At 68.3% G+C, this 26,204-nt stretch carries 27 protein-coding genes; 10 read left to right on the top strand and 17 right to left on the bottom strand.

The genetic code is table 11. From position 1 onward, the window contains the following. The first annotated feature begins 18 nt into the window (after positions 1 to 18). A complete protein-coding gene (locus N0B51_RS08465; protein WP_259961887.1) occupies positions 19 to 603 on the top strand; it encodes an ABC-type transport auxiliary lipoprotein family protein in 585 nt (194 codons plus the stop codon). A 220-nt stretch (positions 604 to 823) separates the two neighbouring features. On the opposite strand, the gene N0B51_RS08460 is transcribed toward N0B51_RS08465, so the two are convergent. From N0B51_RS08460 to crcB, 7 genes are all read right to left on the bottom strand, one after another. Beyond that, the gene (locus N0B51_RS08460; RefSeq protein ID WP_259961886.1) at positions 824 to 1,450 is read right to left on the bottom strand and encodes a CPBP family intramembrane glutamic endopeptidase; all 627 of its coding nucleotides are present in this window, start codon (positions 1,448 to 1,450) and stop codon (positions 824 to 826) included. Between the two features lie 142 nt (positions 1,451 to 1,592). Then, positions 1,593 to 2,318, bottom strand: a complete 726-nt coding sequence (locus N0B51_RS08455) for an ATP12 family chaperone protein (RefSeq protein ID WP_259961885.1) — start codon at positions 2,316 to 2,318, stop codon at positions 1,593 to 1,595. Continuing rightward, positions 2,315 to 2,563: a hypothetical protein gene (locus N0B51_RS08450; protein WP_259961884.1), complete on the bottom strand. Its 249-nt coding sequence runs from the start codon at positions 2,561 to 2,563 to the stop codon at positions 2,315 to 2,317. Before N0B51_RS08450 ends, N0B51_RS08455 begins: the two co-directional genes overlap by 4 nt. Then, positions 2,556 to 3,206, bottom strand: coding sequence for an HAD-IA family hydrolase (locus N0B51_RS08445; protein WP_259961883.1), 651 nt, complete (start codon positions 3,204 to 3,206; stop codon positions 2,556 to 2,558). Before N0B51_RS08445 ends, N0B51_RS08450 begins: the two co-directional genes overlap by 8 nt. Continuing rightward, entirely contained in the window at positions 3,203 to 3,802 is a 600-nt protein-coding gene (locus N0B51_RS08440) for an FMN-binding negative transcriptional regulator (RefSeq protein WP_259961882.1), read from the bottom strand. The genes N0B51_RS08445 and N0B51_RS08440 overlap by 4 nt, the downstream gene beginning before the upstream one ends. Then, a complete protein-coding gene (locus tag N0B51_RS08435) occupies positions 3,802 to 4,929 on the bottom strand; it encodes an RluA family pseudouridine synthase (protein WP_259961881.1) in 1,128 nt (375 codons plus the stop codon). Before N0B51_RS08435 ends, N0B51_RS08440 begins: the two co-directional genes overlap by 1 nt. Beyond that, entirely contained in the window at positions 4,929 to 5,345 is a 417-nt protein-coding gene (gene crcB / locus N0B51_RS08430) for a fluoride efflux transporter CrcB (protein WP_259961880.1), read from the bottom strand. Before crcB ends, N0B51_RS08435 begins: the two co-directional genes overlap by 1 nt. 212 nt (positions 5,346 to 5,557) lie before the next feature. Between crcB and rpsU the strand changes: the two genes are divergently transcribed. The 7 genes from rpsU to gatB all read left to right on the top strand — a co-directional run bounded on the left by rpsU (position 5,558) and on the right by gatB (position 12,711). Next, positions 5,558 to 5,764: a 30S ribosomal protein S21 gene (gene rpsU, locus N0B51_RS08425; protein ID WP_047807610.1), complete on the top strand. Its 207-nt coding sequence runs from the start codon at positions 5,558 to 5,560 to the stop codon at positions 5,762 to 5,764. A 107-nt stretch (positions 5,765 to 5,871) separates the two neighbouring features. After that, positions 5,872 to 6,432, top strand: a complete 561-nt coding sequence (locus N0B51_RS08420; RefSeq protein ID WP_259961879.1) for an FKBP-type peptidyl-prolyl cis-trans isomerase — start codon at positions 5,872 to 5,874, stop codon at positions 6,430 to 6,432. An 87-nt stretch (positions 6,433 to 6,519) separates the two neighbouring features. Continuing rightward, positions 6,520 to 8,196 carry a DUF4153 domain-containing protein gene (locus tag N0B51_RS08415; RefSeq protein WP_259961878.1) on the top strand — a complete coding sequence of 559 codons (1,677 nt, stop codon included), beginning with the start codon at positions 6,520 to 6,522 and terminating at the stop codon, positions 8,194 to 8,196. 48 nt (positions 8,197 to 8,244) lie between these two features. Continuing rightward, a complete protein-coding gene (gene gatC, locus N0B51_RS08410; RefSeq protein ID WP_259961877.1) occupies positions 8,245 to 8,547 on the top strand; it encodes an Asp-tRNA(Asn)/Glu-tRNA(Gln) amidotransferase subunit GatC in 303 nt (100 codons plus the stop codon). Then, positions 8,547 to 10,031 (top strand): Asp-tRNA(Asn)/Glu-tRNA(Gln) amidotransferase subunit GatA, encoded by a 1,485-nt coding sequence (gene gatA, locus N0B51_RS08405; RefSeq protein WP_259961876.1) that lies wholly within the window; start codon positions 8,547 to 8,549, stop codon positions 10,029 to 10,031. Before gatC ends, gatA begins: the two co-directional genes overlap by 1 nt. A gap of 219 nt (positions 10,032 to 10,250) precedes the next feature. Beyond that, complete coding sequence (locus N0B51_RS08400) at positions 10,251 to 11,156, top strand: class I SAM-dependent methyltransferase (RefSeq protein WP_259961875.1); 906 nt, start codon at positions 10,251 to 10,253, stop codon at positions 11,154 to 11,156. 49 nt (positions 11,157 to 11,205) lie between these two features. Then, positions 11,206 to 12,711, top strand: coding sequence for an Asp-tRNA(Asn)/Glu-tRNA(Gln) amidotransferase subunit GatB (gatB, locus tag N0B51_RS08395; protein ID WP_259961874.1), 1,506 nt, complete (start codon positions 11,206 to 11,208; stop codon positions 12,709 to 12,711). A gap of 6 nt (positions 12,712 to 12,717) precedes the next feature. On the opposite strand, the gene N0B51_RS08390 is transcribed toward gatB, so the two are convergent. The 10 genes from N0B51_RS08390 to hisG all read right to left on the bottom strand — a co-directional run bounded on the left by N0B51_RS08390 (position 12,718) and on the right by hisG (position 23,230). Next, positions 12,718 to 13,590 carry a sensor domain-containing diguanylate cyclase gene (locus tag N0B51_RS08390; RefSeq protein WP_259962229.1) on the bottom strand — a complete coding sequence of 291 codons (873 nt, stop codon included), beginning with the start codon at positions 13,588 to 13,590 and terminating at the stop codon, positions 12,718 to 12,720. Between the two features lie 264 nt (positions 13,591 to 13,854). Then, positions 13,855 to 14,499, bottom strand: coding sequence for a helix-turn-helix domain-containing protein (locus N0B51_RS08385; protein ID WP_259961873.1), 645 nt, complete (start codon positions 14,497 to 14,499; stop codon positions 13,855 to 13,857). A gap of 75 nt (positions 14,500 to 14,574) precedes the next feature. Further along, complete coding sequence (locus N0B51_RS08380; protein WP_259961872.1) at positions 14,575 to 15,492, bottom strand: acyl-CoA thioesterase; 918 nt, start codon at positions 15,490 to 15,492, stop codon at positions 14,575 to 14,577. Between the two features lie 34 nt (positions 15,493 to 15,526). Further along, positions 15,527 to 16,399 carry a cupin-like domain-containing protein gene (locus N0B51_RS08375; protein WP_259961871.1) on the bottom strand — a complete coding sequence of 291 codons (873 nt, stop codon included), beginning with the start codon at positions 16,397 to 16,399 and terminating at the stop codon, positions 15,527 to 15,529. A 4-nt stretch (positions 16,400 to 16,403) separates the two neighbouring features. Beyond that, complete coding sequence (locus tag N0B51_RS08370) at positions 16,404 to 17,537, bottom strand: GNAT family N-acetyltransferase (protein ID WP_259961870.1); 1,134 nt, start codon at positions 17,535 to 17,537, stop codon at positions 16,404 to 16,406. Positions 17,538 to 17,652: 115 nt separating this feature from the next. Then, positions 17,653 to 19,809, bottom strand: coding sequence for a sodium-translocating pyrophosphatase (locus N0B51_RS08365; RefSeq protein WP_259961869.1), 2,157 nt, complete (start codon positions 19,807 to 19,809; stop codon positions 17,653 to 17,655). Positions 19,810 to 19,954: 145 nt separating this feature from the next. Then, positions 19,955 to 20,833, bottom strand: coding sequence for a thiamine-phosphate kinase (thiL, locus tag N0B51_RS08360; RefSeq protein ID WP_259962228.1), 879 nt, complete (start codon positions 20,831 to 20,833; stop codon positions 19,955 to 19,957). Then, positions 20,830 to 21,294 (bottom strand): transcription antitermination factor NusB, encoded by a 465-nt coding sequence (nusB, locus tag N0B51_RS08355; protein WP_259961868.1) that lies wholly within the window; start codon positions 21,292 to 21,294, stop codon positions 20,830 to 20,832. The genes thiL and nusB overlap by 4 nt, the downstream gene beginning before the upstream one ends. Next, positions 21,291 to 22,580: a histidinol dehydrogenase gene (hisD, locus tag N0B51_RS08350; protein WP_259961867.1), complete on the bottom strand. Its 1,290-nt coding sequence runs from the start codon at positions 22,578 to 22,580 to the stop codon at positions 21,291 to 21,293. Before hisD ends, nusB begins: the two co-directional genes overlap by 4 nt. After that, the gene (gene hisG / locus N0B51_RS08345) at positions 22,577 to 23,230 is read right to left on the bottom strand and encodes an ATP phosphoribosyltransferase (RefSeq protein ID WP_259961866.1); all 654 of its coding nucleotides are present in this window, start codon (positions 23,228 to 23,230) and stop codon (positions 22,577 to 22,579) included. The genes hisD and hisG overlap by 4 nt, the downstream gene beginning before the upstream one ends. A 57-nt stretch (positions 23,231 to 23,287) precedes the next feature. Between hisG and N0B51_RS08340 the strand changes: the two genes are divergently transcribed. Together N0B51_RS08340 and N0B51_RS08335 are read left to right on the top strand one after the other, a co-directional pair. Next, positions 23,288 to 24,391 carry a DUF2332 domain-containing protein gene (locus N0B51_RS08340; RefSeq protein ID WP_259961865.1) on the top strand — a complete coding sequence of 368 codons (1,104 nt, stop codon included), beginning with the start codon at positions 23,288 to 23,290 and terminating at the stop codon, positions 24,389 to 24,391. A gap of 90 nt (positions 24,392 to 24,481) precedes the next feature. Further along, the gene (locus N0B51_RS08335; protein ID WP_259961864.1) at positions 24,482 to 26,020 is read left to right on the top strand and encodes a S41 family peptidase; all 1,539 of its coding nucleotides are present in this window, start codon (positions 24,482 to 24,484) and stop codon (positions 26,018 to 26,020) included. Positions 26,021 to 26,204: the final 184 nt, after the last annotated feature.

Raw genomic sequence — 26,204 nt, 5'->3', positions numbered from 1 at the left:
ACCGAAATGAGACCGCCGATGAAGACCACCCGCGTCGCCCTGGCCTCGGCCCTCGTCCTGCTGCTCGCCGGCTGCATCAGCCTGGGCGGCAAGGCGCCGGAAAACCTGCTGGGGCTGACCCCGACCGCCAGCGTCGCGGCCGGGACCACCATCAGCGGCGATATCGCGCAGGCGATCCAGGTCAACGAGCCCGAAGCGCCCGCGCGCCTCGCGGTCACCCGGGTTCCCGTCCAGATCGACGACACCCGCATCGCCTATCTCAAGGACGCGGTCTGGGCCGACCGGCCCACGCGTCTATTCCGCAAGCTGCTGGGCGAGACGATCCGCGCGAAGACCGGCCGCCTGGTGATCGACTACGACGATCCTGCACTCACGCCGAAGAACCAGCTTCGCGGCACGCTGATCGACTTCGGCTACGACGCGCGCACCTCGAGCGTGGTGGTCACCTTCGACGCGGTGCGCGACGTCAATGGAACGCAGGTCATGACCAGGCGCTTTTCGGCCACCGTCCCCGGCGTGGCCCCGGAAGCGGCCCCGGTCGGCACCGCGCTCAACCAGGCCGCGAACGAAGTCGCCGGCCAGGTCGCCGACTGGATCGGTTAGACCGGTCCGGACCGTCCGCTGGCGCCTTTTTCGGGGGAAATCGATTTCGGGCGTCCGGATTTGCACCCAGATCGGCCCGTGACGGCCCTCTTGCGCACATCAGCGGAATGAATATCACCTCCGTGTTCTAGGAAGCGATGCCAATCGGCCGCCTTTGGTTTGTTGCGGCTGGAATGTGGACGGATGGCCAGCGCAGTCTCTGGCGGGCTAACTCCACCCGCTAATAGAGGCCCAAATACATGAGCGTAAGACTGTAGGTGTTGACGGTCATGTGAGTCACTATCGGCACGAGCAAACGTCGCTTGTTCCAAAGGTACAACAAACCGAATATCAGTCCCAGTAATCCGGTCGTTATGACGCCCGGCAGGCTCTGGTACAGGTGGCTCAATCCGAACACCCCGGCTGACAAGGCGACGAGCCAGACGCCGGCACCGTCCCCGAATACCCGCGATCCCCAGCCCACTACGAAGCCCCGGAATATCAGCTCCTCGATTATTCCGCCGAAAAGAACGCCCAAGGCGAGAAGGACAAGGAAGCTGGGCAGATTGCCTTCGATATCCCCCAGATCCCCTAGATCGATCGTCTTCCCAGTCCATTGTTCGACGATCGGTTCGATCAGCAGGTGTGATGCGAGCGCCACGATTACCCCGAAACCCAATCCCTGCAGAATCTCCCGAACCGGGTAGCCTCCGCTCAGGGAAAGCGTCGGAGCTCGTGCCTGGGCTACGAAGACAAGCGTGAAGACGACGACCGCCAAGCTCCCCAAAACCCCAAGCCCTGGAAGAAGCAGCGCCGGGACGAGCGGAAGAAGGCAGAGCCCGCGAAAACCCCAGTTTTTCAGGCCCATTCACCCGTTTCCCGAGAACCAAGAGCAAGTCTGGTTTGTTTGCCACAATAATCCTGTTCGAGGGTAGGAAGATTTCGCCTGCAAATCCGGCGTACGCTCACCGGCGCTTAGGACATGCATTCGTTCGAAGCGTATTCCAAACCTAAGCGGACGCTGTTGTGCTTCGATCAGCTTCCGTGATCGACCGGGCGAACTCAGCCGCGCGCAGGAAGTCGGCCCGGCGCTTGTCGCGCCGCTGCTGCGCCAGGTCGTCGCTGCCCCACAGCTCGACCTGCCAGGCTTCCTCCAGCTCGGCCGCGTCCCACAGCGCCTGCGCGTCGGCAGCCGGGTCGAGCGCCGACAGGCCCACGCAGAGCGAGGCCGACAGCGAGGTCATCACTTCGAGCGCCGCGAGCATGATGGGATCGAACCGTTCGAGGCGCGCGCGCAGCGCGGCCAGCGTCTCGTCCGGCTGGGGCCGGTGGACGATCCCGCTGACCCGTTCCAATTTGACGCCTTCGCGCGCCTCGAACGCGGTGACGAGTGGCTCCCAGACCGACCACTGCCGCTTGTGCAGCGGTTCGTCCGGGTCGGCGCGATAGCACAGCGTGTCAGTCTCGGCGTAGCGCAGCAGGGTGTCGATCGTCGCGCCAGGGGCCGCTGCCACGCTGTCGATCGCGTAATCGACGAGGTCGCGCAGCACGAAAGCCTCCGGGACGATGTCCTCTCCCTGTGTTTCCCATTCCCGCGCGAGAAGGACTGCCGCGGCGCGTGTCGGCACCACCTGCGGCGCGCCGCCGGCCTGTGTGCGGATCGGGCGGCCGTCGAGCAGGACCCGCCAGCCTCCCTCGCTTTGGTCGACCGAAGCGATTTTCCAGAACCGTTTCATTCGGGCGGCGTCCGCCATTTGCGCGCGAGAAGCTGCGGGACGACGAACACGTCGAGCAGGCCCACGCCGAGGAACACCCAGCCGACGACGGCGGGCAGGCCGATCGCCCCGTTGAGGACGAGCAGCGCGACGAGGACGAGCGCGGCGCCGCTCAGGCGCACGACGTTGAGCACGAGAAACCGCCCGCGCTCCCGGTCGGTCGGCGGGGTGGCACGCATCCGGTCGTCAGGGGGGCGGCTAGCCATTGAGAATATCCTTCAGTTCGCTCGCATGGCGGGCGACCGCGTGGGCGCCGGCTTCGTGCAGTTCGCGGGCCGCGTGGTAGCCCCAGCAGACGCCGATCGCCCGGACCCCGGCGGCCCGCGCCATCGCCATGTCGAAACTGGTGTCGCCGATCATCATCGCTTCGCCCGCCGAAGCCCCGGCCTCGAACAGCGCGGCCTCGAGCATCGCGGGGTGCGGTTTGGACGGGTGCCTGTCGGCGGTCTGGAGCGACACGAACAGGTCGGCGATGCCGTGGCCCGCGAGGCACGCGGCGAGGCCGCGGTCGGATTTTCCGGTCGCCACCGCGAGCGTCCACCCTTCGGCGTGCAGGCCGCGCAGGAGATCCTCGATCCCGTCGAACAGCGGCTCTTCCAGCCGCCCGGCCTCGCGCGTGGCACGAAAGGCGCGCTTGTAGGCCTCGACCGCCGCCGCCTGGCGCTCGGCCGGGGCGTCGGGGGCGAGGCGGCGCACCGCTTGCGGCAGGCTGAGACCGACGATCCGGCGGACGGCGTGGCGATCGGGCGCCGCGAGTCCGGCCGCGGCGAAGGCCTCCTCCATCGCGTCGCACACGGGCGCCTGCCCGTCGACGAGGGTGCCGTCGCAGTCGAACACGGCAAGCCTCACGCGCCGAGCGTCCGCATGAGCTGGGCGAGGGCGGGGGACCCGGCCGCGTCGAGACCGGCGGCGATCGATTCGCGCTCGGCGGCGGGCTTGTTCTGCGACAGCTTGAGCGTCGGCCGCCAGGCGAGGACCTCCATCTCGAAGCCGACGATCCCGCCAAGCAGCTTGCGCCACATGTCGGGCGGGGTTTCGTTTGCCGACCACTGATCGCCGGCAAGCCGCCCCTCGTTGCGCGCGATCAGCGCGTGCAGCTGGTCTTCGAGCCCGTCGGCGTCCATCCGCCGCACGCGGCCTTCCAGCTCGAGCGCGACATAGTTCCAGGTCGGCACCGTCGCGCGGTCGGCGTACCAGCGCGGGCTGACGTAGGCGTCGGGCCCGTTGACGACGACGAGCGCGGTTTCCCCGCCCAGCCACCTGGTCAGCGCGTTGCCGCGCGCGAGATGGAACTGGATCGCCCCGTCTCCGGTCGGGACGAGCGGCACGTGGGCCACGCGCGGTCCGTCCGGGGTGGCGGCGAAGACCATGCCGAACCCGACTTCGTCGACCAGCGCCTCCAGCAGCGCGCGATCCTCGCTGCGGAACAGCGGATTGGGATGCATCAGCGCCTGCCCTTCTTCGGGGGCCTCGCGCCAGGTCCGGCCCCGGCGCGGCCGCGGCGGGTGGGCTTGCTCTTGCGCACCTGCTTGGCGTGCTGGCGCGCGGCCTGCTTTTTCTCCTCCTTGGTGCGCTCGGGCGGGCCTTCGGTGGGTGAGGCGTCGCTCAGGCTCACGTCGAAGCCGAGCTGCTCCATCGTCGCGGCGAAGTGTTCGGGCAGCTCGGCGGTGACGTCGATCTTTGCACCCTTGGGGCTGTCGATGATCAGCCGCCGCGCGTGGAGGTGCATCTTGCGGCTGATGCTGCCGGTCAGGAAGGCGTCCTGCCCGCCGTACTTGCCGTCACCCACGATCGGGTGGCCGATCGCCGCCATGTGCGCGCGCAACTGGTGCGTGCGCCCGGTGAGCGGCTCCAATTCGACCCACGCGGCGCGGTTCCCGGCGCGGTCGACCACGCGGTAGCGGGTCTTCGCGGGCTGGCCGTTCTCTTCGTCGACGTGCATCTTCTCGCCGCCGGTGCCCGGCTGCTTGGCGAGCGGCGCCTCGATCAGGCCGTGCGATACCTCGGGCCGGCCGGCGACGAGCGCCCAGTAGACCTTCTTCGCGCTGCGACCCGAGAACCGCTTCGAAAAGAACGCCGCGCTGCCCGGGGTGCGCGCGACCAGCAGCACGCCCGAGGTGTCCTTGTCGAGCCGGTGGACGAGCCGCGGGCGCGGCTCGCCCTCGTCAACGAAGGCATCGAGCAGGCCGTCGACGTGCTGCGTCGTCTTGGTTCCGCCCTGCGTGGCGAGGCCGGGGGGCTTGTTGAGCACGATCGCCGCGGGGGTTTCCTCGATCACCATCGCGCGCGCGGCGGCGATCTCGTCGGCGGACAGCGCGCGGCGTTTCGGCGCAGGCCTGGCCCCCTTTCCCGCCTGCGGCTGGTCGCCGCCGGGCGGGACCCGCAGGACCTGCCCCGTGGCGAGTCGATCCTCGGGCCGGGCGCGCTTGCCGTCGACCCGGATCTGGCCCGTGCGGGCCCAGCGGCTGACCGTGGCGAACCCCACCTGCGGCAGGTTGCGCTTGAACCAGCGGTCGAGCCGCACGCCGTCGTCGTCGGCGGCAACGGTGAACTGGCGAACCTCGTCCGCCATCACGCCAACCGCATCGCGATGAGGCCGACGTAAAGGCCGGTAAGGCCCGCGAGCACCGAGATCGCGGCATAGGAGAGGGCGCTGCCGGCCTGGCCCCGCTCGATCAGCAGCATCAGCTCGAGGCTGAATGCGGAAAACGTCGTGAAGCCGCCCAGCAGGCCGACCCCGATCAGCAGGCGCCAGTGCTCGCCGCCGGTGCCGAACCGCGCGAGGTAACCGGCGAGCAAGCCCATCGCGAGGCTGCCCGTGACGTTCGCCGCCAACGTCGCCCAGGGAAACGCCGTGACCACGTTGGGGCCGAGCCAGTGAGTCATCGTCCGGCCGAGCTGGTAGCGCAGCACGGCGCCGGCGCCGCCTCCGGCGAAGACCATTGCGCTGGCGGCGAGCGGAGAAGGTATGGGGGAGGGGAAAGCCATCGGGCCGCCCTTAGCCGCAGGCGTTGGCTCGCGAAACCCTCGCCAGTGCTTGCAGAATCGCAAGCGTCGCGCTAAGGGCGCCCCGGTTCGGTGGCTGCCGGGAACGGAAGCCCCGCTTTTTTCGTATGTTTGTATAGTTTTGCTCTTTGGGGCGATATCCCGCCAGACGATGCGGGCTCTGGTCTCAACGATTTCGAGGTGTTGGACTTTTTATGCAGATCATCGTTCGCGATAACAATGTCGACCAGGCCCTGCGCGCGCTCAAGAAGAAGCTGCAGCGCGAGGGCGTCTATCGCGAAATGAAGCTGCGTCGCCACTACGAGAAGCCGAGCGAGAAGCGCGCCCGCGAAAAGGCTGCCGCCGTTCGCCGCGCCCGCAAGCTCGAGCGCAAGCGCGCGGAGCGCGACGGCGCGAAGTAAGCGCCACTTGCACCAGACACAGCACTGAGGCATCGGGGCGCGGAGCAATCCGCGCCCCTTGTCGTTCCGGAGCGTCATCCGGCGCCCCTTCATTCAGGACCTGCCGCATGACCGAGATCACCCGTGTCCCCCTTCAGCCGATCGCGAAGGGCTCGCTGACCAAGCTGTGGCTCGGCGTCGCCGCGGCGATCGTGCTGGGTGCCGGCATCGCCTGGGCCAGCGTGCCCGCGGGCGTCGAGGTCGAAACCCTGACCGAGGGCACCGGACCCAGCCCGGGCGCGAGCGACGTCGTCTTTATCAAGTACGTCGGCAAGCTTGCCGACGGGACCGAGTTCGACCGTTCGCGCGAATTGCCGTTCCCGACCAACGGGATCATTCCCGATGGGATGCCGATGCAGGTCTCGGGCGTGGTTCCCGGTTTCGCCGAGGGCCTTCAGCAGATGCAGAAGGGCGGCAAGTACGTGCTGCACATTCCGGCCGACAAGGGCTATGGCGCCAGCCCGCCCCAGGGCGCGCCGATCCCGCCCAACGCCGATCTCGTGTTCGAGGTCGAGCTGGTCGATTTCATGAGCGAGGAAGACGCGCAGCGCCGTTTCCAGGTGCTCCAGCAGATGATGCAGCAGGCGCAGCAGGGCCAGCCGGGCCAGCAGCCCGACGCGCCGCAATAGCGCGCTTTTCAGCAAGGCCTCACGCGTTTCTCATGCCTTGAGGGCCCGCTTGGGGTACTCGCGTTCCGGTAACACCGAGGAGCGCGCATGACCGAAGCCGACACCCAATCCCGCGACTGGTCGCAACTGCCCTGGCTGCTTGCCGCCACCGGGCTCGTCGCCGGACTCCTGATCGACCTCGTCGGCGGGGGCGAGGGACCGGGCACGAAAGTCGGCTGGCAGGCGGCCGCGAGCGCCCTGTTCTTCTTCGCGCCCGTGGCCTTCGGGTTCACGGTGGAACGCGACCGGTGGAAGGAACCGCTGGCATTCGCGGCCATCGTCGGCCTGGTCATGGCGGGCCTCGCCTGGCGCGCGGTGGGGGCAGGCGACGCGATCGCCGATCCCGAGTACGGCTTTCTTGCGGGCCTCATCGCCACCGGGCTCGCGCTGCCGCTGTTCCAGTGTGATTTTCACCGCACCCGCTGGGCAACGCCTTACGAGCGGGTGCACCGCAACGTATGGAACGATGCGATCTGCGGCGCGGGCAGCCTCGCTTTCCTCGGCGCCTCGTGGCTCCTGCTATTGCTCCTGTCCGAACTGTTTCAACTCCTGAAGGTCGACTTCCTGGAAGAACTGCTGCGGGAGGGCTGGTTCGGCTGGAGCTTCTCCGGCGCGGCATTCGGCGCGGCGCTGGGGACGCTGCGGAACGAAATCGGGATCATCGGCACGCTGAGGAACGTGGTCATGGTAGTGCTGTCGATCCTCGCCGTTCCGCTCGCGGCGGGGCTGGCGGTGTTTCTCGTCGCCATGATCGTGTCCGGCCCCGACGTGTTGTGGGAGGCGACCCGCCGCGCGACGCCGATCCTGCTGCTCTGCGCGGCGGGCGCCTGGGTGCTCGCCAACGCGATCCTGCGCGAAGGTGATGCGGCGATGTCGGGCAACCGGGTGCTGCGCGTCGCGGGACAGGCGCTTGCGCTGTCGATCCTGCCGCTGACGGTCTTTGCCGCAATCTCGATGGGCACCCGCATCGCGCAGCACGGGCTAAGTCCCGAGCGGCTGTGGGGCCTCGTCGCGATCGCGGTGGCGACGGCCTATGGCCTCGCGTGGTTCGTCGCCGTCATGCGCGGCTGGAGAGGCGACTGGCAGGGCAACCTGCGCCGCGCGAATCTGCACCTCGCGGTCCTTATCAGCGGGGTCGCGCTGCTGCTCGCGCTGCCGATCCTCGACTTTGGCGCGATAGCCGCGCGCCAGCAGCTCGCCCGCCTCGACAGCGGGGCGGTTGCCGTCGACAAGTTCGATTTCGACGCGCTGCAGACGCGGTTCGGCGCCGCGGGGCGCAAGGCAGTGGCGAAGCTCGCGAAGTCGAGCAACCCGGCCATCGAGAAACGGGCACGGCTTGCGATCAGGGACGCAAAGCTGATCGAGGAGCATCGCGCGCGCGCGCGCATCGATCCGGACGCCCCGGTCGAGGTCGACTTCCGGTTCGACGATCCCGAACTGCGGGCGAAAGTGAACGAACAGGTCGGGCGGCAGCGGTGGTTCTGCCGCGGAGGCTGCGTCGCGCTCGACCTCGGGAGCGACGGCGCCACCCGCCAGGTGGCCCTTGTGGCGGGCGACGGGGTGCACCGGCTCGCCCTGGACCCGTCGGGCAAGGAACTGACCCCGCCGCCGCCGCTTCCCCCCGCACAGATCCGGGACATTTCCTCCGCGAAGGTAGAGGTGCGCGAACGGACCCTGCGGCAGATCTACGTCGACGGCGCCCCGGTGGGCGAGCCGTTCGAATAGCATCGCTCGCCGCTTGAAGCGCCGCGCCCTCGCGGCTAGGGCGCGGCCATGTCCGTAGACCGCGAAACAGTGGCCAAGATCGCCAGCCTCGCGCGCATCCAGATGGATGACGCGAGCCTCGACCGATTGGTGCCCGAATTCAACAACATCCTCGCCTGGGTCGAACAGCTCGGCGAGGTCGACACCAGCGGCGTCGAGCCGATGACCGCGGTGATCGAAAACCACCAGCGCCTGCGCGACGACGTGGTCGACGCCGACCCGCTGACCGGCGGCGGGGTGCGCGACAAGGTGCTCGCGAATGCGCCCGCGGCCGAGCACGGGTTCTTCGGCGTGCCCAAGGTGATCGAATAGTGACCGATCTTACAGAACTCGGCGTCAAGGCGATCCGCGACGGGGTCGCATCGGGCGACTTCACCGCGCGCGAGGTGGCGGAAAGCTTCAACGCCAACGTCGCGGCCGCGCAGGACGCATTGAACGCCTTCATCGTGGCGACGCCCGAAAAGGCGCTCGAGGCGGCCGACGCGGTCGACGCTGCGCGGGCGAGGGGAGACACCCTCGGCAAGCTCGCGGGCGTGCCCATCGGGATGAAGGACCTGTTCGCCACGAAAGGCGTGCAGACAACCGCGGCGAGCCACATCCTCGAGGGTTTCGTGCCTGAATACGAGAGCACCGTATCGGCCAACCTCTGGCGCGCGGGCGCGGGGATGCTCGGCAAGCTCAACCTCGACCAGTTCGCGATGGGGTCGTCGAACGAAACCAGTTATTTCGGCAACGTGATCTCGCCGTGGCGCAAGGAGGGCAGCAACGCCGGCCTCGCCCCCGGCGGCTCGTCGGGCGGCAGCTCGGCGGCGGTCGCGGCGCGGCTGTGCCCCGCGGCGACCGGCACCGACACCGGCGGTTCGATCCGCCAGCCCGCCGCGTTCACCGGCATCAGTGGCATCAAGCCGACCTACGGGCGCTGCAGCCGCTGGGGCATCGTCGCCTTCGCCAGCAGCCTCGACCAGGCCGGCCCGATGGTGCGCGACGTGACCGACTGCGCGATCATGCTCGAAGCGATGGCGGGGTTCGACCCGAAGGATTCGACCAGCCTCGACCTGCCGGTGCCCGAATGGGAAGCGGGCCTCGATCCCGACCTGCGCGGCAAGAAGGTCGGCATCCCCCGCGAATACCGGATGGACGGCACCGACGCCGCGATCCTCAAGAGCTGGGACGACGGGATCGCCTGGCTGAGGGATGCCGGGGCCGAGATCGTCGATGTCAGCCTGCCGCACACCAAGTATGCGCTGCCCGCCTACTACATCGTCGCGCCGGCCGAGGCGTCGAGCAACCTCGCCCGCTACGACGGCGTGCGCTACGGCCTGCGCGAGCTGCCGCAGGGCGCGAACCTGCAGGAGATGTACGCGGCGACCCGCGCCGCCGGCTTCGGCGACGAGGTCAAGCGCCGGATCATGATCGGCACCTACGTGCTCTCCGCGGGGTTCTACGACGCCTACTACAACCAGGCGCAGCGCGTCCGCACGCTGATTTCGAACGACTTCAAGGCCGCGTTCGAGCAGTGCGACGTGATCCTCGCCCCCACGACTCCGACCGCCAGCTTCCCGCTCGGCGACAAGGTCGACGACCCGCTGGCGATGTACCTCAACGACGTCTTCGCCGTCCCCGCGAGCCTCGCCGGCCTGCCCGCGATGAGCGTGCCCGCTGGCCTCAACGCCGACGGACTGCCGCTGGGCCTCCAGATCATCGGCCGGGCCTTCGACGAGCAGGGCGTGCTCAACGCCGGCCTCGCGATCGAGAGCCGCGCGGGCTTCGACGCCAGGCCGAAGCGGTGGTGGTGATCATCCGTGGGACGAAGAGGGCGGCCGCTCTCCACCGCTGCGATAGGCGCCCGAGCTGATCGTGGCGGTGGGCCTGCACAATATAGCGCGGCCCGCGCTCCAAGGTGATCCCGTGTCGGCGTGCTGCACCTGTCCGGGCAAGTGGGCATGACGCACAACTCGCGGCGTTGCCGCATCTGCGGCGGTCCTCGGCTTGGCGAAACCGTTGCCGTGCGGGAGATGATGTTCGGCACGCGCGAACGCTTCGCGTATTTCTTCTGCGGCGATTGCGGGACGTTCCAGATCGCGGACTTTCCCGATGACATGGCACGGTTCTACAGCGGCGGATCGTATTACTCGTTCAACAACCGCACACGTTCGCCGGCATGGAAGCGGCTGCTCACCCGGCTCGCCGCCGCCGGCATGGTCGGCCGGCCCGAGCGATATCCCGCCGGGACCTCGATCATCGACCGGATACGGCGGGGAGCCGAACCCTGGATCGCGCAAGTTCCAGGGTTGCGGCGCGATTCCCGGGTACTCGATGTCGGGTGCGGCGAAGGTGCCCGGCTCGACCGGCTCGGCGAACTGGGGTTCACGCGGCTCACCGGGGTCGACCCCTACCTCCCGGCGGACAAGGCCGGAACCAACGCCGAGGGCATCACGCTCGTGCGCGGCGAACTCGCTGACGTCGCGGGGCGCTTCGATCTCATCACCATGCACCACTCGCTGGAGCATTTTCCGGACCCGCTGGCGATGCTTTCGACCGCGCGCGAAATGCTTGCCCCCGGTGGGCGGATTTTCGTGCGCATCCCGCTGATGCAACGCGCGGTGTGGGACCGCTACGGCGCCGACTGGTCGCAGATCGACGCCCCGCGCCACTTCTATCTGTTCACCCCGCGCGCGTTTCGCGGGCTGGCCGAGCGCGCGGGACTGAGCACCCAGTCGGCCGGCTGCGATGGGCTCGGCTGGTCGCAAGCGTGGAGCCTGGGCTATGCCCGCGACGTGCCCATGCACCTGCCTGACGGTTCCGCCAACCGACCGCCCCTGTCGGCCGCGGAAATCGCCGATTGCGACCGGCTTGCCGCCGAGCTCAACGCAGTGGGTGACGGCGACCAGGGCTGGTTCGTCCTGCGGCCGGCCGCCTGACGCGACTCGCCTCTTCTCACCGGGCACCTGAACCGGTATCGGGCCCGGCATGACGACATCGAACTACCGCATCCACGGCGCTACTGGCGAATGGGAGGTCGTGATCGGCCTCGAGGTCCACGCGCAGGTCACCTCCAACGCCAAGCTGTTCAGCGGGGCGGCGACGGCATTCGGCGCGGAGCCCAACAGCCAGGTTTCCCTGGTCGATGCAGCGATGCCGGGGATGCTGCCGGTGCCCAATCGCGAATGCATCCGCCAGGCCGTGCGCACCGGCATGGCGATCGACGCCGAGATCAACGCGTGGAGCCGGTTCGACCGCAAGAACTACTTCTACGCCGACCTGCCGCAGGGCTATCAGATCAGCCAGCTCTACCACCCGATCGTGGGTGAGGGATCGCTCACGATCGAGGCGGACGAGAAGGCCGGGATTCCCGCCGACAAGGTCATCGGCATCGAGCGCATCCATGTCGAACAGGACGCGGGCAAGCTGATGCACGACCAGCACCCGTCGATGTCCTACGTCGACCTCAACCGCAGCGGTGTCGCGCTGATGGAGATCGTCAGCCGACCCGACATGCGCTCACCCGCCGAGGCCGGGGCCTATGTCCGCAAGCTGCGCGCCATCCTGCGCTACGTCGGCAGCTGCGACGGGAACATGGAGGAAGGTTCGATGCGTGCCGACGTGAACGTCTCGGTGCGCCGGCCGGGCGAGGCGTTCGGCACCCGGACCGAGACGAAGAACGTGAACTCCGTCCGCTTCGTCATGCAGACGATCGAGCACGAGGCGCGCCGCCAGGTCGACCTGATCGAGGACGGCGGCGTCGTGGTGCAGGAAACCCGGCTGTTCGATCCCAACACCGGCACGACGCGCTCGATGCGGTCGAAGGAAGACGCGCACGACTATCGCTACTTTCCCGATCCCGACCTGCTGCCGCTCGAACTCGACGCGGATTTCCTTGCCGAGTGCCGCGCCTCGCTCCCCGAGCTGCCCGACGCCAAACGGCGCCGCTATGTCGAGGCGCTGGGCCTCACCGAATACAACGCGCGCGAACTGACCGCCGAGGTCGAGACCTACGCGCGGTTCGAGCAGTTGCTCGCCGAAACCGCGGCCAAGCTCGGCAAGAGCGAAAAGGACGCCGCGACACAGGTCGCCAACTGGTCGCTGTCGGTCGCGCCTGGCGTGATCAACGCGCTTGGCGCCGAGGCGAACCCGGCGAACGCCACAGCGGCCGCGCAGGCGGAAATCCTCGCGATGCAGGCTGCCGGCGAGATTTCGGGCGGACAGGCGAAGGAAATCTTCGAGATCGTCCTCAGGACCGGCCGCGAACCCGCGGAAATCGCCGAGGCCGAGGGCCTCAAGCAGGTCAGCGATACCGGCGCGATCGAGGCCGCGATCGACCAGATCATCGCCGGCAACGCCGACAAGGTTGCCGAATACCGCGGCGGCAAGGACAAGCTGTTCGGGTTCTTCGTCGGCCAGACGATGAAGGCGATGCAGGGCAAGGCCAACCCCGCGGTGGTCAACCAGCTGCTCAAGGAAAAGCTCGACGGCTGATCGGCCCTAGTGCCAGCGGCGCGCGCGCTCGACCCGGTTGCGGCCGCGCGACTTCGCGGAAAGCAGCGCGAGTTCCGCCTCGCGCAGCGTCGAATCGGCGGAGACGGCAAACCGCGCGACGCCCGCGCTGGCGGTCAACCGGTGGCGTCCCGCTCCCTCGTTGAGCTCGGCCATCGCCGCGACCACCCTGGCGCAGGCGCTGTGGGCTGTCGCCGCGTCGACCTCGGGCAGGAGGACGCCGAAGGTGCCGCCGCCGACCCGGCTGACGATGTCGTCGGCGCGCAGCAGGCTGCGCAGGAGGCGCGCGAAGGCCACCAGCACCTTGTCCCCGCCGCTGTGGCCGTGGCGCAGGTTGATCGTGCGGAAGTGGTCGAGGTCGAACAGCGCGACGTGGCCCGACGCATTGCTCTCGACCAGGTGGCCGAGCATCCGCACGAAGGCCTCGCGGTTGGTCAGGCGGGTGAGCGGGTCGGTCATCGCGGCGACGAACAGCCGGTCCTCGAGCGCGCGGCGCTCGTCGATCGAGCGCAGCAGGCCGAGCGCGCCGCACCGTTCGGGCAGGCCGCCGAGCTTCATCTCCATCCATCGCTGCGATCCGTCCTGCGCCAGGACGAGAACCTCGATCCAGCCACTGCCGTCCTGCCCGCGCACTGCGGCGGCGTGCTCGGCAAGCACGGCCTCGCTGCACGAGGGATGGAGCAGTTCGAGCAGATGCCGTCCCACCGGGTCGCCGGCGAAGGCGAGGCCGAGGCCGCCCGTTGCGGCGGTCGCATGGACGATGCGGCCCATCCTGTCGGTCTTCAGCACGAGATCGGTCGGGCTTTGCGCTACCAGCCGATAGAGTGCCGAGGCTTCCCCCGGCGAAATTGCGCCCCACATCCTGTTCACGCCCCCGTTCGACGCCTTCCCGAATCGGCATTCTCCGACCCGGTAAACTAACGTTGCCCCCGGTTGCGCCAGATCCCGCTAACGCAACCATCGTAAAAGAGTATCGCTACCCTCGGTTCCGTTGAACAATCGCGTTAGTTTGACGGTTATGTTTAACTAACGATTTGTAGAATCAGAAGAAAACGCGATTTGTTAACCACGTTTTCTTTTTCGAATTGTGGAAAACTTGCAAGCTCTTTCTGGGGTTCGCTTGACTTAAAGCTCTATCATGATGCGCACCCGCGCCGGTTCTACGCCATAGGCCTCGGCGATCTGGCGCCGGCCGGCTTCGACCGCCTCGACAGGGCCGGAGGCCGCCGGTTCGAGACCGCCGGTCGTGACCCCGAGGGCTTCGGCGAGGGCAGCCAGGCGGCGCTCGACCGGGCGCGCCTTGCCGTGTTCCCATGCCCAGACCGTTGGCTTGCTGACGCCGAGGCGATCGGCGATGTCGGCAAGCGACAGGCCGCGTTCGGTCCGCAGGCGGCGGAGGCGGACACCGAAATCCTCGCTGACTGTGCGGTCTCCGCGATCCCCGTCCCGGACCGCACCGCGCAACTGCGCCGCGCTGAGCGCGGCGGGGGTAAGTGGGTCGTCGAAACGGCAGCCGTGCATCGGGGCGTCGGCCCACACGACCCGCGCATGGCGCTCGCCGGCCTCCGGCAGATCGACGACGATCGTCTCGCCTTCCGCCAGCGCCGCCGCGGTCTCGATGAGCAGGCCGGTCGCGGAGATGTTGTGAACGGTGACGGCGCCCTTGCTGCCCGACGCGAAGCGGCCGCTGACCCCGAGGTGGAGCGTGCGGCGGCCGGCGCCGCGCGGATCGGTGCTATCTTCGGTGTCGAAACGGGCTTCGATGGACAAGTGGCTCTACTCCGCGGGGGTTGCGGAGAAAGGGTGGTCCAACGGGGTTAAGACCGGGTTAGCTTGCCGCGAATTCTATCGCGCGCGCGGCTCGACCCGGCGAATCATGCCTTCCTGCGCGACGCTGGCGACCAGTCGCCCGTCCTGGAAGATCTGTCCCCGGTTGAACCCGCGGCTGCCGCCCGACCACGGGCTGTCGCACGAATAGAGCAGCCATTCGTCGGCCCGGAACGGTGCGTGGAACCAGATCGCATGGTCGAGGCTGGCGCTCTTCACCTCGCCCCGCATCCACGACAGGCCGTGCGGCATGATGCTCGTGCCCAGAAGCTGCATATCGCTGAGGTAGGCGAGCACCGCGCGGTGGATTCGCGGGTCGTCGGGCAGGGGCGCGCGGGCGCGGAACCACGAGTGCTGGACCGGCTCCTGCGGCCCCTCGGTCAGCCAGTGACGACCCGTGGCGGCGCGAATCTCGATCGGGCGCGGCTCGTTGAAGAATCGCTGGACCCGTTCGGGCAGCGTGGGCGCGATTTCCGCGCGCAGTTCCTCGTCGGAGCGCAGGTCCTCCGGCGGCGGCACCGCGGGCAGGACTACGCGCTCGTGCTCGAGGCCCGGCTGGTGCTTCTGAAAACTTGCCGCGAGGTTGAGGATCGGCTGCATCCCGCCTTCGGGATCGCCATCGCCCCTGGGCTGGCTGGCGACGACGCGGCGGTTGGAAAAGCTGCCCCCGTCGAGCTGGCGGTCGACGTCGAGCGTGATCGGATATTCCTCGTTCCCGCCGCGCAGGAAATAGGCGTGGAGCGAATGCGCCGCGCGGTCCTCGTCGACCGTTCGCTCGGCCGCGATCAGCGCCTGGGCGATGACCTGGCCGCCGAACACGCGGCCGACGCCGCCCTTCTTGCGGGCGCCCTCGAAGCGGTCGTCGCCCAGCGGCGCGGGATCGAGCAGGGCGACGAGGTCGGCGACGAGTGCTGCGTCGGTGGGTTTGTCGGTCATGGTCAGCGCGCCTTGCGGCAGGCTTACGCGCGCGTCAACTCGTGCCGGTAATCCGCCGCCATGCGCGCCAGGCATAGGCCTTGCCCCGGTTCGCGGCCGGCCAGCGGCGGGGCGCGCGCGGCGCGAGGCCGGCCTTGCGCAGCAGCGCGTTCCAGCAGCGCGCGTCGGCCTCCGCGAAGGACCAGTCGCTGCGCCAGGTGATCGACAGCGAGACCGAGCTTGCGGGCCCGTTGCGCACGAAGTGCGGCGCCATCACTGGCACCGTCAGCGCTTCGCCCGGACCGAGCGCAAATGCCTTTCCGCCTTCCGCCAGCTCGTCGCTCCACCGCAACTCGCGCGGGCCGCCCATATGGTAGCTCTCGTGCGTGGTATCGGGGGCATAGCGCTCGTCGCCGGCGGGAAACTGGGTCATGACCTTGCTGCCTGCCAGTTGGAGCAGGATGTTGTGCTCGGGGTCGAAGTGATAGGGCGTCACCGCGTCGGGGCTCGAGATGAACACGAAGCCCTGTGGTCGCAGCATCCGGCCCGTCTTGGCCTCGATCACCGGCCGCAATTCGTCGAGCAGGGCTAGCAGCAGTGTCTCGTATTCCGGGTCCTGTTCGATGTTCTTGAGCACGGCCCAGCTGTTGCTCGTGGCGATGTGGAGGATCGTGTCCTCGATTCCGATCCCGGTGCCGCCGGGCTTGCCGTCGACGCCGATCGGCAGGTCTCCGCGATTGTATTCGATCGACGCTTCGGGAAGCCGCCCGGCAAGGGCAGCGAGGGAATCGAGCGCGAGCAGCGGGTGGTCGCGCAGCCGGTGCTCGATCACTCGCGGTGTCTCGGGATAGGCGGCGGCGAATGCGCAGCGCGCCGCGGGGCCGAAGACGGCGGTGTCGAGCGCGGTGAAGCCGGTGCGGGCATCCATGGGGCTAGAGTCCTTCGAGCGGTGCGCCGGTTTCGGCGCGGAAGAGGAGAGCGGCGGCGGCCCGGCGGGCAGGCCCGCCGATCGCGATGCTGACGCGGGCGATCTCGCGCCGTTCGCGCCAGATTCGTTCGATCATCGGGTGGTCGGGGGCAGCGCAGCTGTCGGCCCACGCGATGTCGTCGCGCGCGAGGAGGGCAAGGTTCTCGCGCTGGAGCAGCACGCCGGGCGAAAATCGGGCCAGACCCTCGTCGTAAGTAGTCTTGAAGCTGAAGGCGCCCGGCGGGACGATCAGGTTCGCCAGCATGGCGACGGGCCGTCCGTCGAGCGTCAGCGCCAGCCGTTCGAGCCGGCCGTGGGTCGCCGCACGCCGCAGGACGGTCCGAAAGAACCGGTCCGTGGCCGGATTGCAGGCAAGCGCCGAGCCTTCTGCACCCTTCCAGCCGGCCCGTTCGAGCGCGAGGAAGGTATCGCACCAGGGCTCGATGCCTTCCGCGTCGTCGCGGCGCTCGAAGGAGAGCGCGCCGAGTTCCGACAGGCGAGCGAACTGGCGGCGCAGTTCCTTGCGCTTCTTGCCGCTCATCGCGGCTTCGAAATAGGCTTCCGGAGCAAGGTCGGATTGGAGCGCCGCCCGCTCATGGCGGTGGACGACCGCGGCGGGACGCGCGTCGACCAGGCATACGTCGCGCAGTGCCGCGAACAGCGGCTCGCCGGTGGGCAGCAGGTCGAGATGGAGGAAGAGGGCGATGCCCGCGTGCGCATCGGCCCAGCCGAGCAGGGCGCGCCAGAACGCGTGCTCGTGCCCCGCGGCGACCAGCGGCGTGCCGAGAAAGGCATTCGCGTGGCGCCAGTTCGCGATGTGAGGCAGGGGATAGCCTTCGTAGGCCAGGCTGCGCGCGAGCGGAATGAGCCCGGCCAGTTTGCCGCCCGATTCGAAGGCCGCGATCAGTGGCTGCTCGCCGCGCCCGATGGCTTCCAGTCCAGCCTGCACGAACCAGCGCTCGGCAAACGGGTTGGGCTCGGCCGCCCTGTCGGCAAGCGCATCCCACCCCGAATCGTCACCGAACGCGCGCCACGGGCGTACTGCGAGCGCACCGGCATCCGTTTCGCCCGAGGTAGCCAGGCCGACTGCGTGTTCCATCGCAGGCGCCATACCCGCGGGCGCTGGAGGAAGATTTAACGCGGGCAAACAAAACCCCGCCCCGTATCGAAACGAGGCGGGGTCCTGCGTATTTCTTAACGGAGCGGTGTGTGCTTCAGCCCGCGCCGCCCGCCGCGAGCGCCGCGAGCAGAAGCAGCGCGACGATGTTGGTGATCTTGATCATCGGGTTCACGGCTGGCCCCGCGGTGTCCTTGTAGGGATCGCCCACGGTATCGCCGGTCACCGCGGCCTTGTGGGCTTCGGAGCCCTTGCCGCCGTGGTTGCCGTCCTCGATGTACTTCTTCGCGTTGTCCCACGCGCCGCCGCCGGCGGTCATCGACAGCGCGACGAACAGCCCGCCGACGATCACGCCGAGGAGCAGTGCGCCCAATGCCGCGAAGCCGTTGGCCTGCCCGGCGATCGCGGTGATCGCGAAGTAGACCACGATCGGCGCCAGCACCGGCAGCATCGAGGGGATGATCATCTCCTTGATGGCGGCCTTGGTGACGAGGTCGACCGTGCGCGCGTAGTTGGGCTTCGACTCGTGGGTCATGATGCCCGGGTTGTTCGCGAACTGGTCGCGCACGTCGATCACCACGTCTCCTGCCGCGCGGCCGACGGCGGTCATGCCCATCGAGCCGAACAGGTAGGGCAGCAGCGCGCCGAGCAGCAGCCCGACGATCACGTACGGGTTTTCGAGGCTGAAATCGACGTCGGTGTTCGGGAAGAACTCGCCGAGGTCGGTGGTGTAGGCGGCGAACAGCACCAGCGCGGCAAGGCCGGCCGATCCGATCGCATAGCCCTTGGTCACCGCCTTGGTGGTGTTACCCACCGCATCGAGCAGGTCGGTCTTCTCGCGCACGCTGTCGTCGAGGCCCGCCATCTCGGCGATGCCGCCGGCGTTGTCGGTGACCGGGCCATAGGCGTCGAGCGCCACGACCATGCCGGCCAGCGCCAGCATCGCAGTCGCCGCATAGGCGATCCCGATCAGGCCAGCGAGCTGGTAGGCGATCACGATGCCCGCAACGATCACCAGCGTCGGCAGCGCGGTCGCTTCCATGCTGATGGCGAGGCCCTGGATCACGTTGGTGCCGTGGCCGGTTTCCGAAGACTTGGCGATCGAGCGTACCGGGCGATAGTTTGTACCGGTGTAGTATTCGGTGATCCAGATGATCAGCCCGGTGATGACGAGGCCGAGCAGCGAACACCAGAACAGGTCCCAGCCGGTGAAGCTGACCACCTGTTCGGCCAGGCCTTCCTCGGCGATCGGCTGCCCGGCGCTGACATCCGCCAGGCTGCGGGTGATCTCGGTGTCGATGCCGATGGCGGCATCGATGGCGACCCAGATCAGCGGGACCGACAGGACAGCGGTGACGAGGAAGCCCTTGTACATCGCGCCCATCACGTTCTTTCCTCCGCCGAGGCGGACGAAATAGGTGCCGATGATCGAGGTCAGGATGCACGCCCCGCCGATCAGCAGCGGCAGGCTCATCATCGGCATCAGCAGGTCGCCAAGGCCCTTCATGAGCAGCGCGGTGAGCACCATGGTGGCGCCCACGGTGACGACGTAGGTCTCGAACAGGTCCGCGGCCATGCCGGCGCAGTCGCCGACGTTGTCGCCCACGTTGTCGGCGATCACTGCGGGGTTGCGCGGATCGTCTTCGGGAATGCCTGCCTCGACCTTGCCGACGAGGTCGGCGCCGACGTCGGCGGCCTTGGTGAAGATGCCGCCGCCAAGCCGCGCGAAGATCGAGATCAGCGAGGCGCCGAACGCCAGCGCGACGAGCGCGTCGACCACGATGCGGTCATTCGCGGCATAGCCCATCGAACTGGTCAGCACCCAGAAGAACACCGCGATCGCGAGGAGGGCAAGGCCCGCCACCAGCATGCCGGTGATCGCGCCCGCGCGGAAGGCCATCGTCAGGCCCTGCTGCAGTCCGGTCGAGGCAGCCTGCGCGGTGCGGACGTTCGAGCGGACCGAAATGTTCATCCCGATGAAGCCGGCCACGCCCGAGAGGATCGCGCCGAGCACGAACCCGCTGGCGGAAATGGCGCCGAGGAACACGAAGACGAGAACGGCGACGACGACGCCGACCATCGCGATCGTGGTGTACTGGCGCTTCAGATAGGCTTGCGCACCTTCCTGGATGGCCGCGGCGATTTCCTGCATCTTGTCGCTGCCGGCGCTCGCCCCGAGCACCTGGCGGCTGGTGACGAAGCCGTACACGACGGCCAGCAACCCGAGTATTATGGATATCAAGACAAAGTCCACGGAAAGTCCCCTCCTGCTTGACGTGGATGATCGCCGCCTCTCCCGGGCAGCGTAAGAGGCCGCGAGGTATAAGGCCGCGACTCGGGCGCGCAAGTGAGAAACGGCTGCATCGCGCGGGTATTCCCCCGGTCGCTCGCCGGCGGTGTCAGCGGCCGTGCAGGTAACCGAGCGGGCGTTCTGGCGGAACCGCCGTTCCGTCGAGCAGCAGGGGCTCAGCGCCACGCGGCAAGACGTTGCCGATCCGGCTCGCGGGAACGGGCAGAGGCGTCCCGGGGGGCAGGGTGAACAGAAGGGCGTAATCGTCGCCCCAGCGCAGCGCATCGGCGCGCCGGTCTTGCGGCGCGGCAAGGGGAACATTCATCGGTGCGAGGTCGACCGTGACTGCGCTCGCTTCCGCGATCCTGGCCGCGTCGAGAAGGAGGCCGTCGGAAACGTCGAGCATCGCGGTTACCCGCGGCGCGAGCGCGCGCCCTTCGGCGAGGAGGGGGCGCGGGCGGCGGTACGCCTCGCTATCGGCGCCGGTCGCGTCGCGCAGCGCCTCGAACCCCGTCATCGCTCCGCCGATCGTGCCGGCAAGCCATACCTCGTCGCCCGGTCGCGCTCCGCTGCGAGCCGGCACGGGGCGAAAGGTCGCACGGCCGAGCGCGGTGAGGCCGAGCGCGAGCGGCGGCCCCCCTGCCACGGTATCGCCGCCCAGCAGCGGCACCCCATATTCGCCGAGCACATCCGCGAGGCCCTCGAGGAACCGCGCCTCGTCGCCGCCGAGCATATGGCCCAAGAGCACGCCCAAGGGCTCGGCCCCCTTCGCGGCAAGGTCGGACAGGTTCACGGCGACCAGTTTCCAGGCGACGTCGGCCATGTCCTGACCCGGGAGCCAGTGCACGCCCTCGACCATGGCGTCGTGCGTGAGGACGAGCGTTTCGCCCCCGATGTCGAGGACCGCGGCATCGTCCGCCAGCCCGCGGGCGGCAGGGTGCGTCGCGATGCGGCGCAGGGCGTCGATGAAGGCGGCCTCGCCGCTCAGGCGCGCACGTCCCTGGCGACCGCGTCGAGGACGCCGTTGACGAACTTGGCCTCGCGGTCGTCGAAGAACGCCTTGGCGACGTCGACCCATTCGCTGATCGCGGCAGCGACCGGTACGTCGGCGCGGGCGAGCAGTTCGTAGGTGCCGCCGCGAAGGATCTGGAGCATCGTCTTGTCGAGCCGGGCAAGCGTCCAGCCGGCGGCGAGCTTGCCGGCGACCAGTTCGTCGATCTCGTCCGTCCGGGCGAGGGCGCCCTTCACCAGGTCGTCGAAGAAATCGACCTCGGCATCGGCATACTCCTCCTCGTCGACGGTCATGCCCAGCCGGTGCTGGTGGAATTCGTCGAGCAGCCGCGCTTCGCCGGTGCCTTCCATCTGGTGCTGGTAGAGCGCCTGGACGGCGGCGAGGCGGGCGGCCGAGCGGGCCTGCGATCGCGGATTGTGGGGGGAATTGTTGTTCATTTCAGTCTCAGTTCGATCGAGCGGGCGTGCGCCTCGAGGCCCTCGGCGTGGGCGAGGGCGGCGGCGGCCGGCCCGATGGCCGCAAGCGCCGGGGCGTCGACCTCGATGAAGCTCGTGCGCTTCATGAAGTCGAGCACCGACAGCCCGCTCGAGAACCGCGCGCGGCGGCCGGTGGGAAGGACGTGGTTCGGCCCGGCGACGTAATCGCCGACCGCTTCGGGGGCCATGCGGCCGATGAACAGGCTGCCGACATGGCGGATGCCCTCGACGAACGGCTCCGGGTCGGCGACGGCAAGCTCGACGTGCTCGGCAGCGAGCGCGTTGGCGAGCGGGATCGCCTGCTCGAGGTTGTCGACCACAATCATCACCCCGTGATCGTCCCAGCTCGCCCGCGCGACCTTGTGCGTCTTGAGCATCGCGCACTGGACGTCCACCCGGTCCTCGACCTGCTCGGCGAAGTCGGCGTCGTCGGTGATGAGGATCGACTGCGCGTCGGGATCGTGCTCGGCCTGGCTGAGCAGGTCGGCGGCGATCCAGTCGGGATCGTTGTGCCGGTCGGCGATGACGAGAATCTCGCTCGGGCCGGCGACCATGTCGATGCCGACCACGCCGAACAGCTGGCGCTTGGCCTCGGCGACCCAGGCGTTGCCGGGACCGGTGATGACGTCGACCCGCCGGATGCGCTCCGTGCCATAGGCGAGCGCGGCGATCGCCTGCGCGCCGCCAATCCGCCAGACCTCGTCGACGCCCGCGACGTGCGCGGCGGCGAGCACCAGCGGGTTGGTCTTCCCGCCCGGGGTGGGCGTGACGACGGCGAGCCGCTCGACGCCCGCGACCTTGGCGGGAATCGCGTTCATCAGCAGCGAGGAGGGGTAGGCGGCGCGCCCGCCGGGCACATAGAGGCCCGCGGCATCGACCGGCCGCCAGCGCGCGCCGAGCCGCACGCCGCTCGCGTCGGTTTCGTCGCGGTCGGCAGGGAGCTGCTTTTCGTGATAGGCGCGGATGCGGTCGGCAGCGAGGGTCAGCGCGTCGCGCAAGGCCCCGTCGAGCCCGTCGAACGCCGCCTTGCAGTCCGCCAGATCGATCCGCCAGTCGGCGTCTTCGGTCAGTTGGTGGTCGTCGAACCGGTGGGTGTATTCGCTGAGCGCCGCGTCGCCCCTTGCCTTTACCCGCGCGAGGATGTCGGCGACGTCCCCGGCGACGTTCTCGTCGCTCTCGCGGCGGTCGTCGACGATGCGGCGAAACGCCATGTCGAAGCCCGGATCGGAGCTGCGGAGGCGCTTCACGACGCGATCTCCCGGAATCGCTCGACCAGCGCGGCGACGCGCGGATCGGTCTTGAGCGCGGCGCGGTTGACGATCAGCCGTGCGGTGATTTCCATGATCGTGGACGTCTCGACCAGGCCGTTGTCCTTCAGCGTCTGCCCACTCGAGACGAGGTCGACGATCCGCCCTGCCAGTCCCAGCTCGGGGGCGATTTCCATCGCCCCGTTCAGCTTAACGCACTCGGCCTGCACGCCTTTCGCCTCGAAGTGACGGCGGGTGAGGTTGGGATACTTGGTCGCCACGCGCACGTGCGTGCTGCCGTCGATCGAGGCGGCGCCGGCGGCGGGTTCGGCCACCGACAGGCGGCAGTACCCGATGCCGAGGTCGACCGGGGCATAGAGGTCCGAGTAGTCGAACTCCTCGATCACGTCCGCGCCGACGATCCCGGCCTGCGCGGCGCCGTGCGCGACGAAGGTGGCGACGTCGAAGGCGCGCACCCGGATCACGCGGTAGTCCGCGCCCTCGCAGGCGAAGGCGAGGCGCCGGTCGCCCTTGTCGTGAAAGCCGGCTTCGGGCACGACGCCCGCGCGCGCCATCAGCGGCAGCGCCTCGTCGAGGATGCGACCCTTGGGGACGGCGAAGGTGAGCGGAAGGCTGGAGGTTTCTGGCACGGCGCGGCGCACTTAGGGTGCGGGCGGAAAAAGGGCAACTTGCGAAAGGTGGGCAAGATGGCTGACGGCAGGGCGAAGTACGAGCTGGTCGACATCGACCTGACCGGCGAGGGAGCCGTGGCGCGCGCGTTCGAGAACCAGGTCGCCTATTGCCGGGCGGCGAATGCACCGATCACCGCGCGGATCGTCGCCGCGGTCGCCGAACTGCTCGACAGCGACGAACCAGGCGCGCTGCTCGACCGCATCCGCAAGTGGCAGGGCGCCCCGCTCGCCGACGCGCTGCCGTTGCGCATCGCGGGCGGGATCCACTCGCTGTGGCTCTCGGGCGCGCAGCCCGAACTTGGCGCGATCTACCGCGATCCCAACCCGACCCGCGAGGCGCACGACGACGTGGGCCTCGTCCGCGATGCGATCGCTGCGCACGAGGCGCCGCTGATGGCGTGGCTCGCCGGCCCGCCGCAGACCAACGAGGCCGGACGCTCGGTCAACTTCATGGCGGCGATGCTGTGGCTGGCAGACAAGGGATTGCCCCCGCGCTTCGAATGCCTGGAAATCGGCTCGTCGGCGGGAATCAATCTGATGATGGACCGCTGTGCCTACGATCTGGGCGGCACGCGCGCGGGGGCCGACCGCCCGGTGATGACCTTCGCGCCCGAGTGGAAGGGCGCCCCGCCGCCACAGGTCGATATCGAGATCGCCAGCCTGAAGGGCTGCGACGTCGCCCCGGTGGACCTTACCGACCCGGCGCAGGCGCTGCGGCTAAAGGCCTATATCTGGCCCGAGCACACGGTGCGCTTCGACCGGATGGAGGCCGCGATCGCCGCCGCGAAGGACCAGGCGCCCGACATCGTTCGGATGAACGCGGCCGATTTCGTCGAGGCGGAACTGGCGAAGCCGCAGGCAGAGGGCACGACGCGCGTCCTGATGCACTCGATCGTCTGGCAATACGTGCCCAAGGATCAGCAGGCCCGCGTGACCTCCGCAATGGAAGCGGCGGGCGAGCGGGCGACCGAGGACAAGGCGCTCGCGTGGGTTTCGGTCGAGGCCGACCGGACCGTCCACCGCCACGCGCTCAAGGTCCGCTACTGGCCCGGCGGCGATGACGAGACGCTGCTCGCCTGGTCGCACCCGCACGGCGCGGACATCGAGTGGCTGGAGTGAGATTGGCTGGTCAGGCGCGCTGCATTGCCAAGACCGGACTATCGGCAGACGACCCCTTTGCGGACATTTGCCTTATTGATTCGCCGAGAGATGGCCTTCATTGGCGAATTATTGCGTCCGATCTCTGGGAGGGATCTCATGTTGTTAAGGCGTTTCATTTTCAGGGTGCTGGCTTGCGCGTCGGCAAGCTGTGCTGTGCAAACGCTCGCGCAGGAGACGGCAAACCCGTGGCGTCTGCTCGCTGAAAGCGACGCGCGAGCTGCGCTGGAGTTGGTTGAGCGCAACCATCCCGGTGCCGAACCCTCGCTCAATGACACGGTCTTCATGACGCGGCTCGAAGATGCGCGAGCCAATGTCGAGAGCCGACTTCCTAAGGTCGATAGCTATCCCGCCTACAACGCCCTGATGTCCGGCCTAGCTGCGGAGTTCCGGGATCGTCACATCTGGTCAAATTCACTTGTCGAGTACCCGCACCGGGCATGGGCGGGGATAATCCTCTCGCGGCGCGGGGGAAGCTGGGTGGTGGGCGCGCAGGAGCGCGGCACGAACGACTCCGCGCTCTTGGGGTATAGGCTAACTTCCTGCGACGGGATCGAGGCGGAAAGTTGGGCCAAGCAGCGGATCGGCTCGTTCAAGGGCAATCCCGAGATCGAGGCCCAGCTCGCGGCCAACGCCGCGTGGCTGCTGGTCCGCGACGGCAACCCGTTCCTGAGCAGGCCAGAAAGCTGTGTCTTCCAGTCAATCGCCGGCGAACGAGTTGAAGCGAGGCTCGAATGGAGGCAGATCACGGTTCCCGAGATATTCCCGTTCATCGAGCGCGCCGAAGGAAAGCGGCCCGCTGCCGGCATGGGAGTGAAGCCCTTCGAAGGAGGTTACTGGATCCACCTGCAAACGCTGGAATCGAGCGCGGCTGAAGTGGTGGACGAAGTCGAGAGGCTCCAGAAAGAGCTGCGAGCTGCGCCGATGGTCGTGCTCGACTTGCGCGGGAACGGCGGCGGGGACTCCTCTCATGCCTCGGCGATCGCTAAACTGTTGGTGGGAGAAGGAGCGGCAAACGGACAAGCGCAGCCGGTCGCGACATGTCGCGGTGCTTTCTGGCGCGTTTCTAAAGGAAACCTGATGGCCGTGCAGGACTGGCGCGATCGGCTCAAAGGTGGCGACCCGCAGTCTTTCGCATATGTTTCGGCACTTGTGGAAGACATGGAAGCGGCCCTCGCAGAGGAGCGAGCGTTTGCGCCGGCGCTCCCAGATTGCGCCAGCCAGCAAACAGCGGATACCGATTCCGAGAGCGAGAAATTGCCGGATCCTGCGATGGCCGGGCAAATAGTGCTGGTCACGGACCGGGCGTGTTTCAGCTCGTGCCTGCTCGCAACCGACATATTCCGGCGGCTTGGTGCACTCCATGTCGGCGAAGCAACGGATGTCAGCACGCGGTACATGGAGGTCCGCGAGGAGCTTCTCCCGTCAGGCATTCGCACCTTCTCAACCCTCCAGAAGGTCGCGATAGGCTCAGGCGAATATGGGCCGTACGAACCGGCTATCGTCTATTCCGGTGACCTCGCTCAGACGGATGAACTCAAGAAGTGGGTGGCCGAACTCCCAACCCGCTTCATCCACCCGCAGACGTGACTGCCAGCCCGCCCCGCCCCATTTTCTGGGAAGAGGAGAGTTCGGCTAGGCGACAAAATGATAGAGAGACGCAAATTAGCTCTTCCTGTCCGAATGTCCGCTCTCCACCCCTATTCTGTTGAAGAAGTCGGGTTCTGCGTTGCTGGCAGGCTGACGCGGATCGGGGGCGAGCAGCTTTCCTCGC

This window comes from Tsuneonella litorea, assembly GCF_025154015.1.
GTDB lineage: Bacteria > Pseudomonadota > Alphaproteobacteria > Sphingomonadales > Sphingomonadaceae > Tsuneonella > Tsuneonella litorea.
The sequence above is the reverse complement of the archived record's forward strand: the minus strand, read 5'-3'. Positions and strand labels throughout refer to the sequence as shown.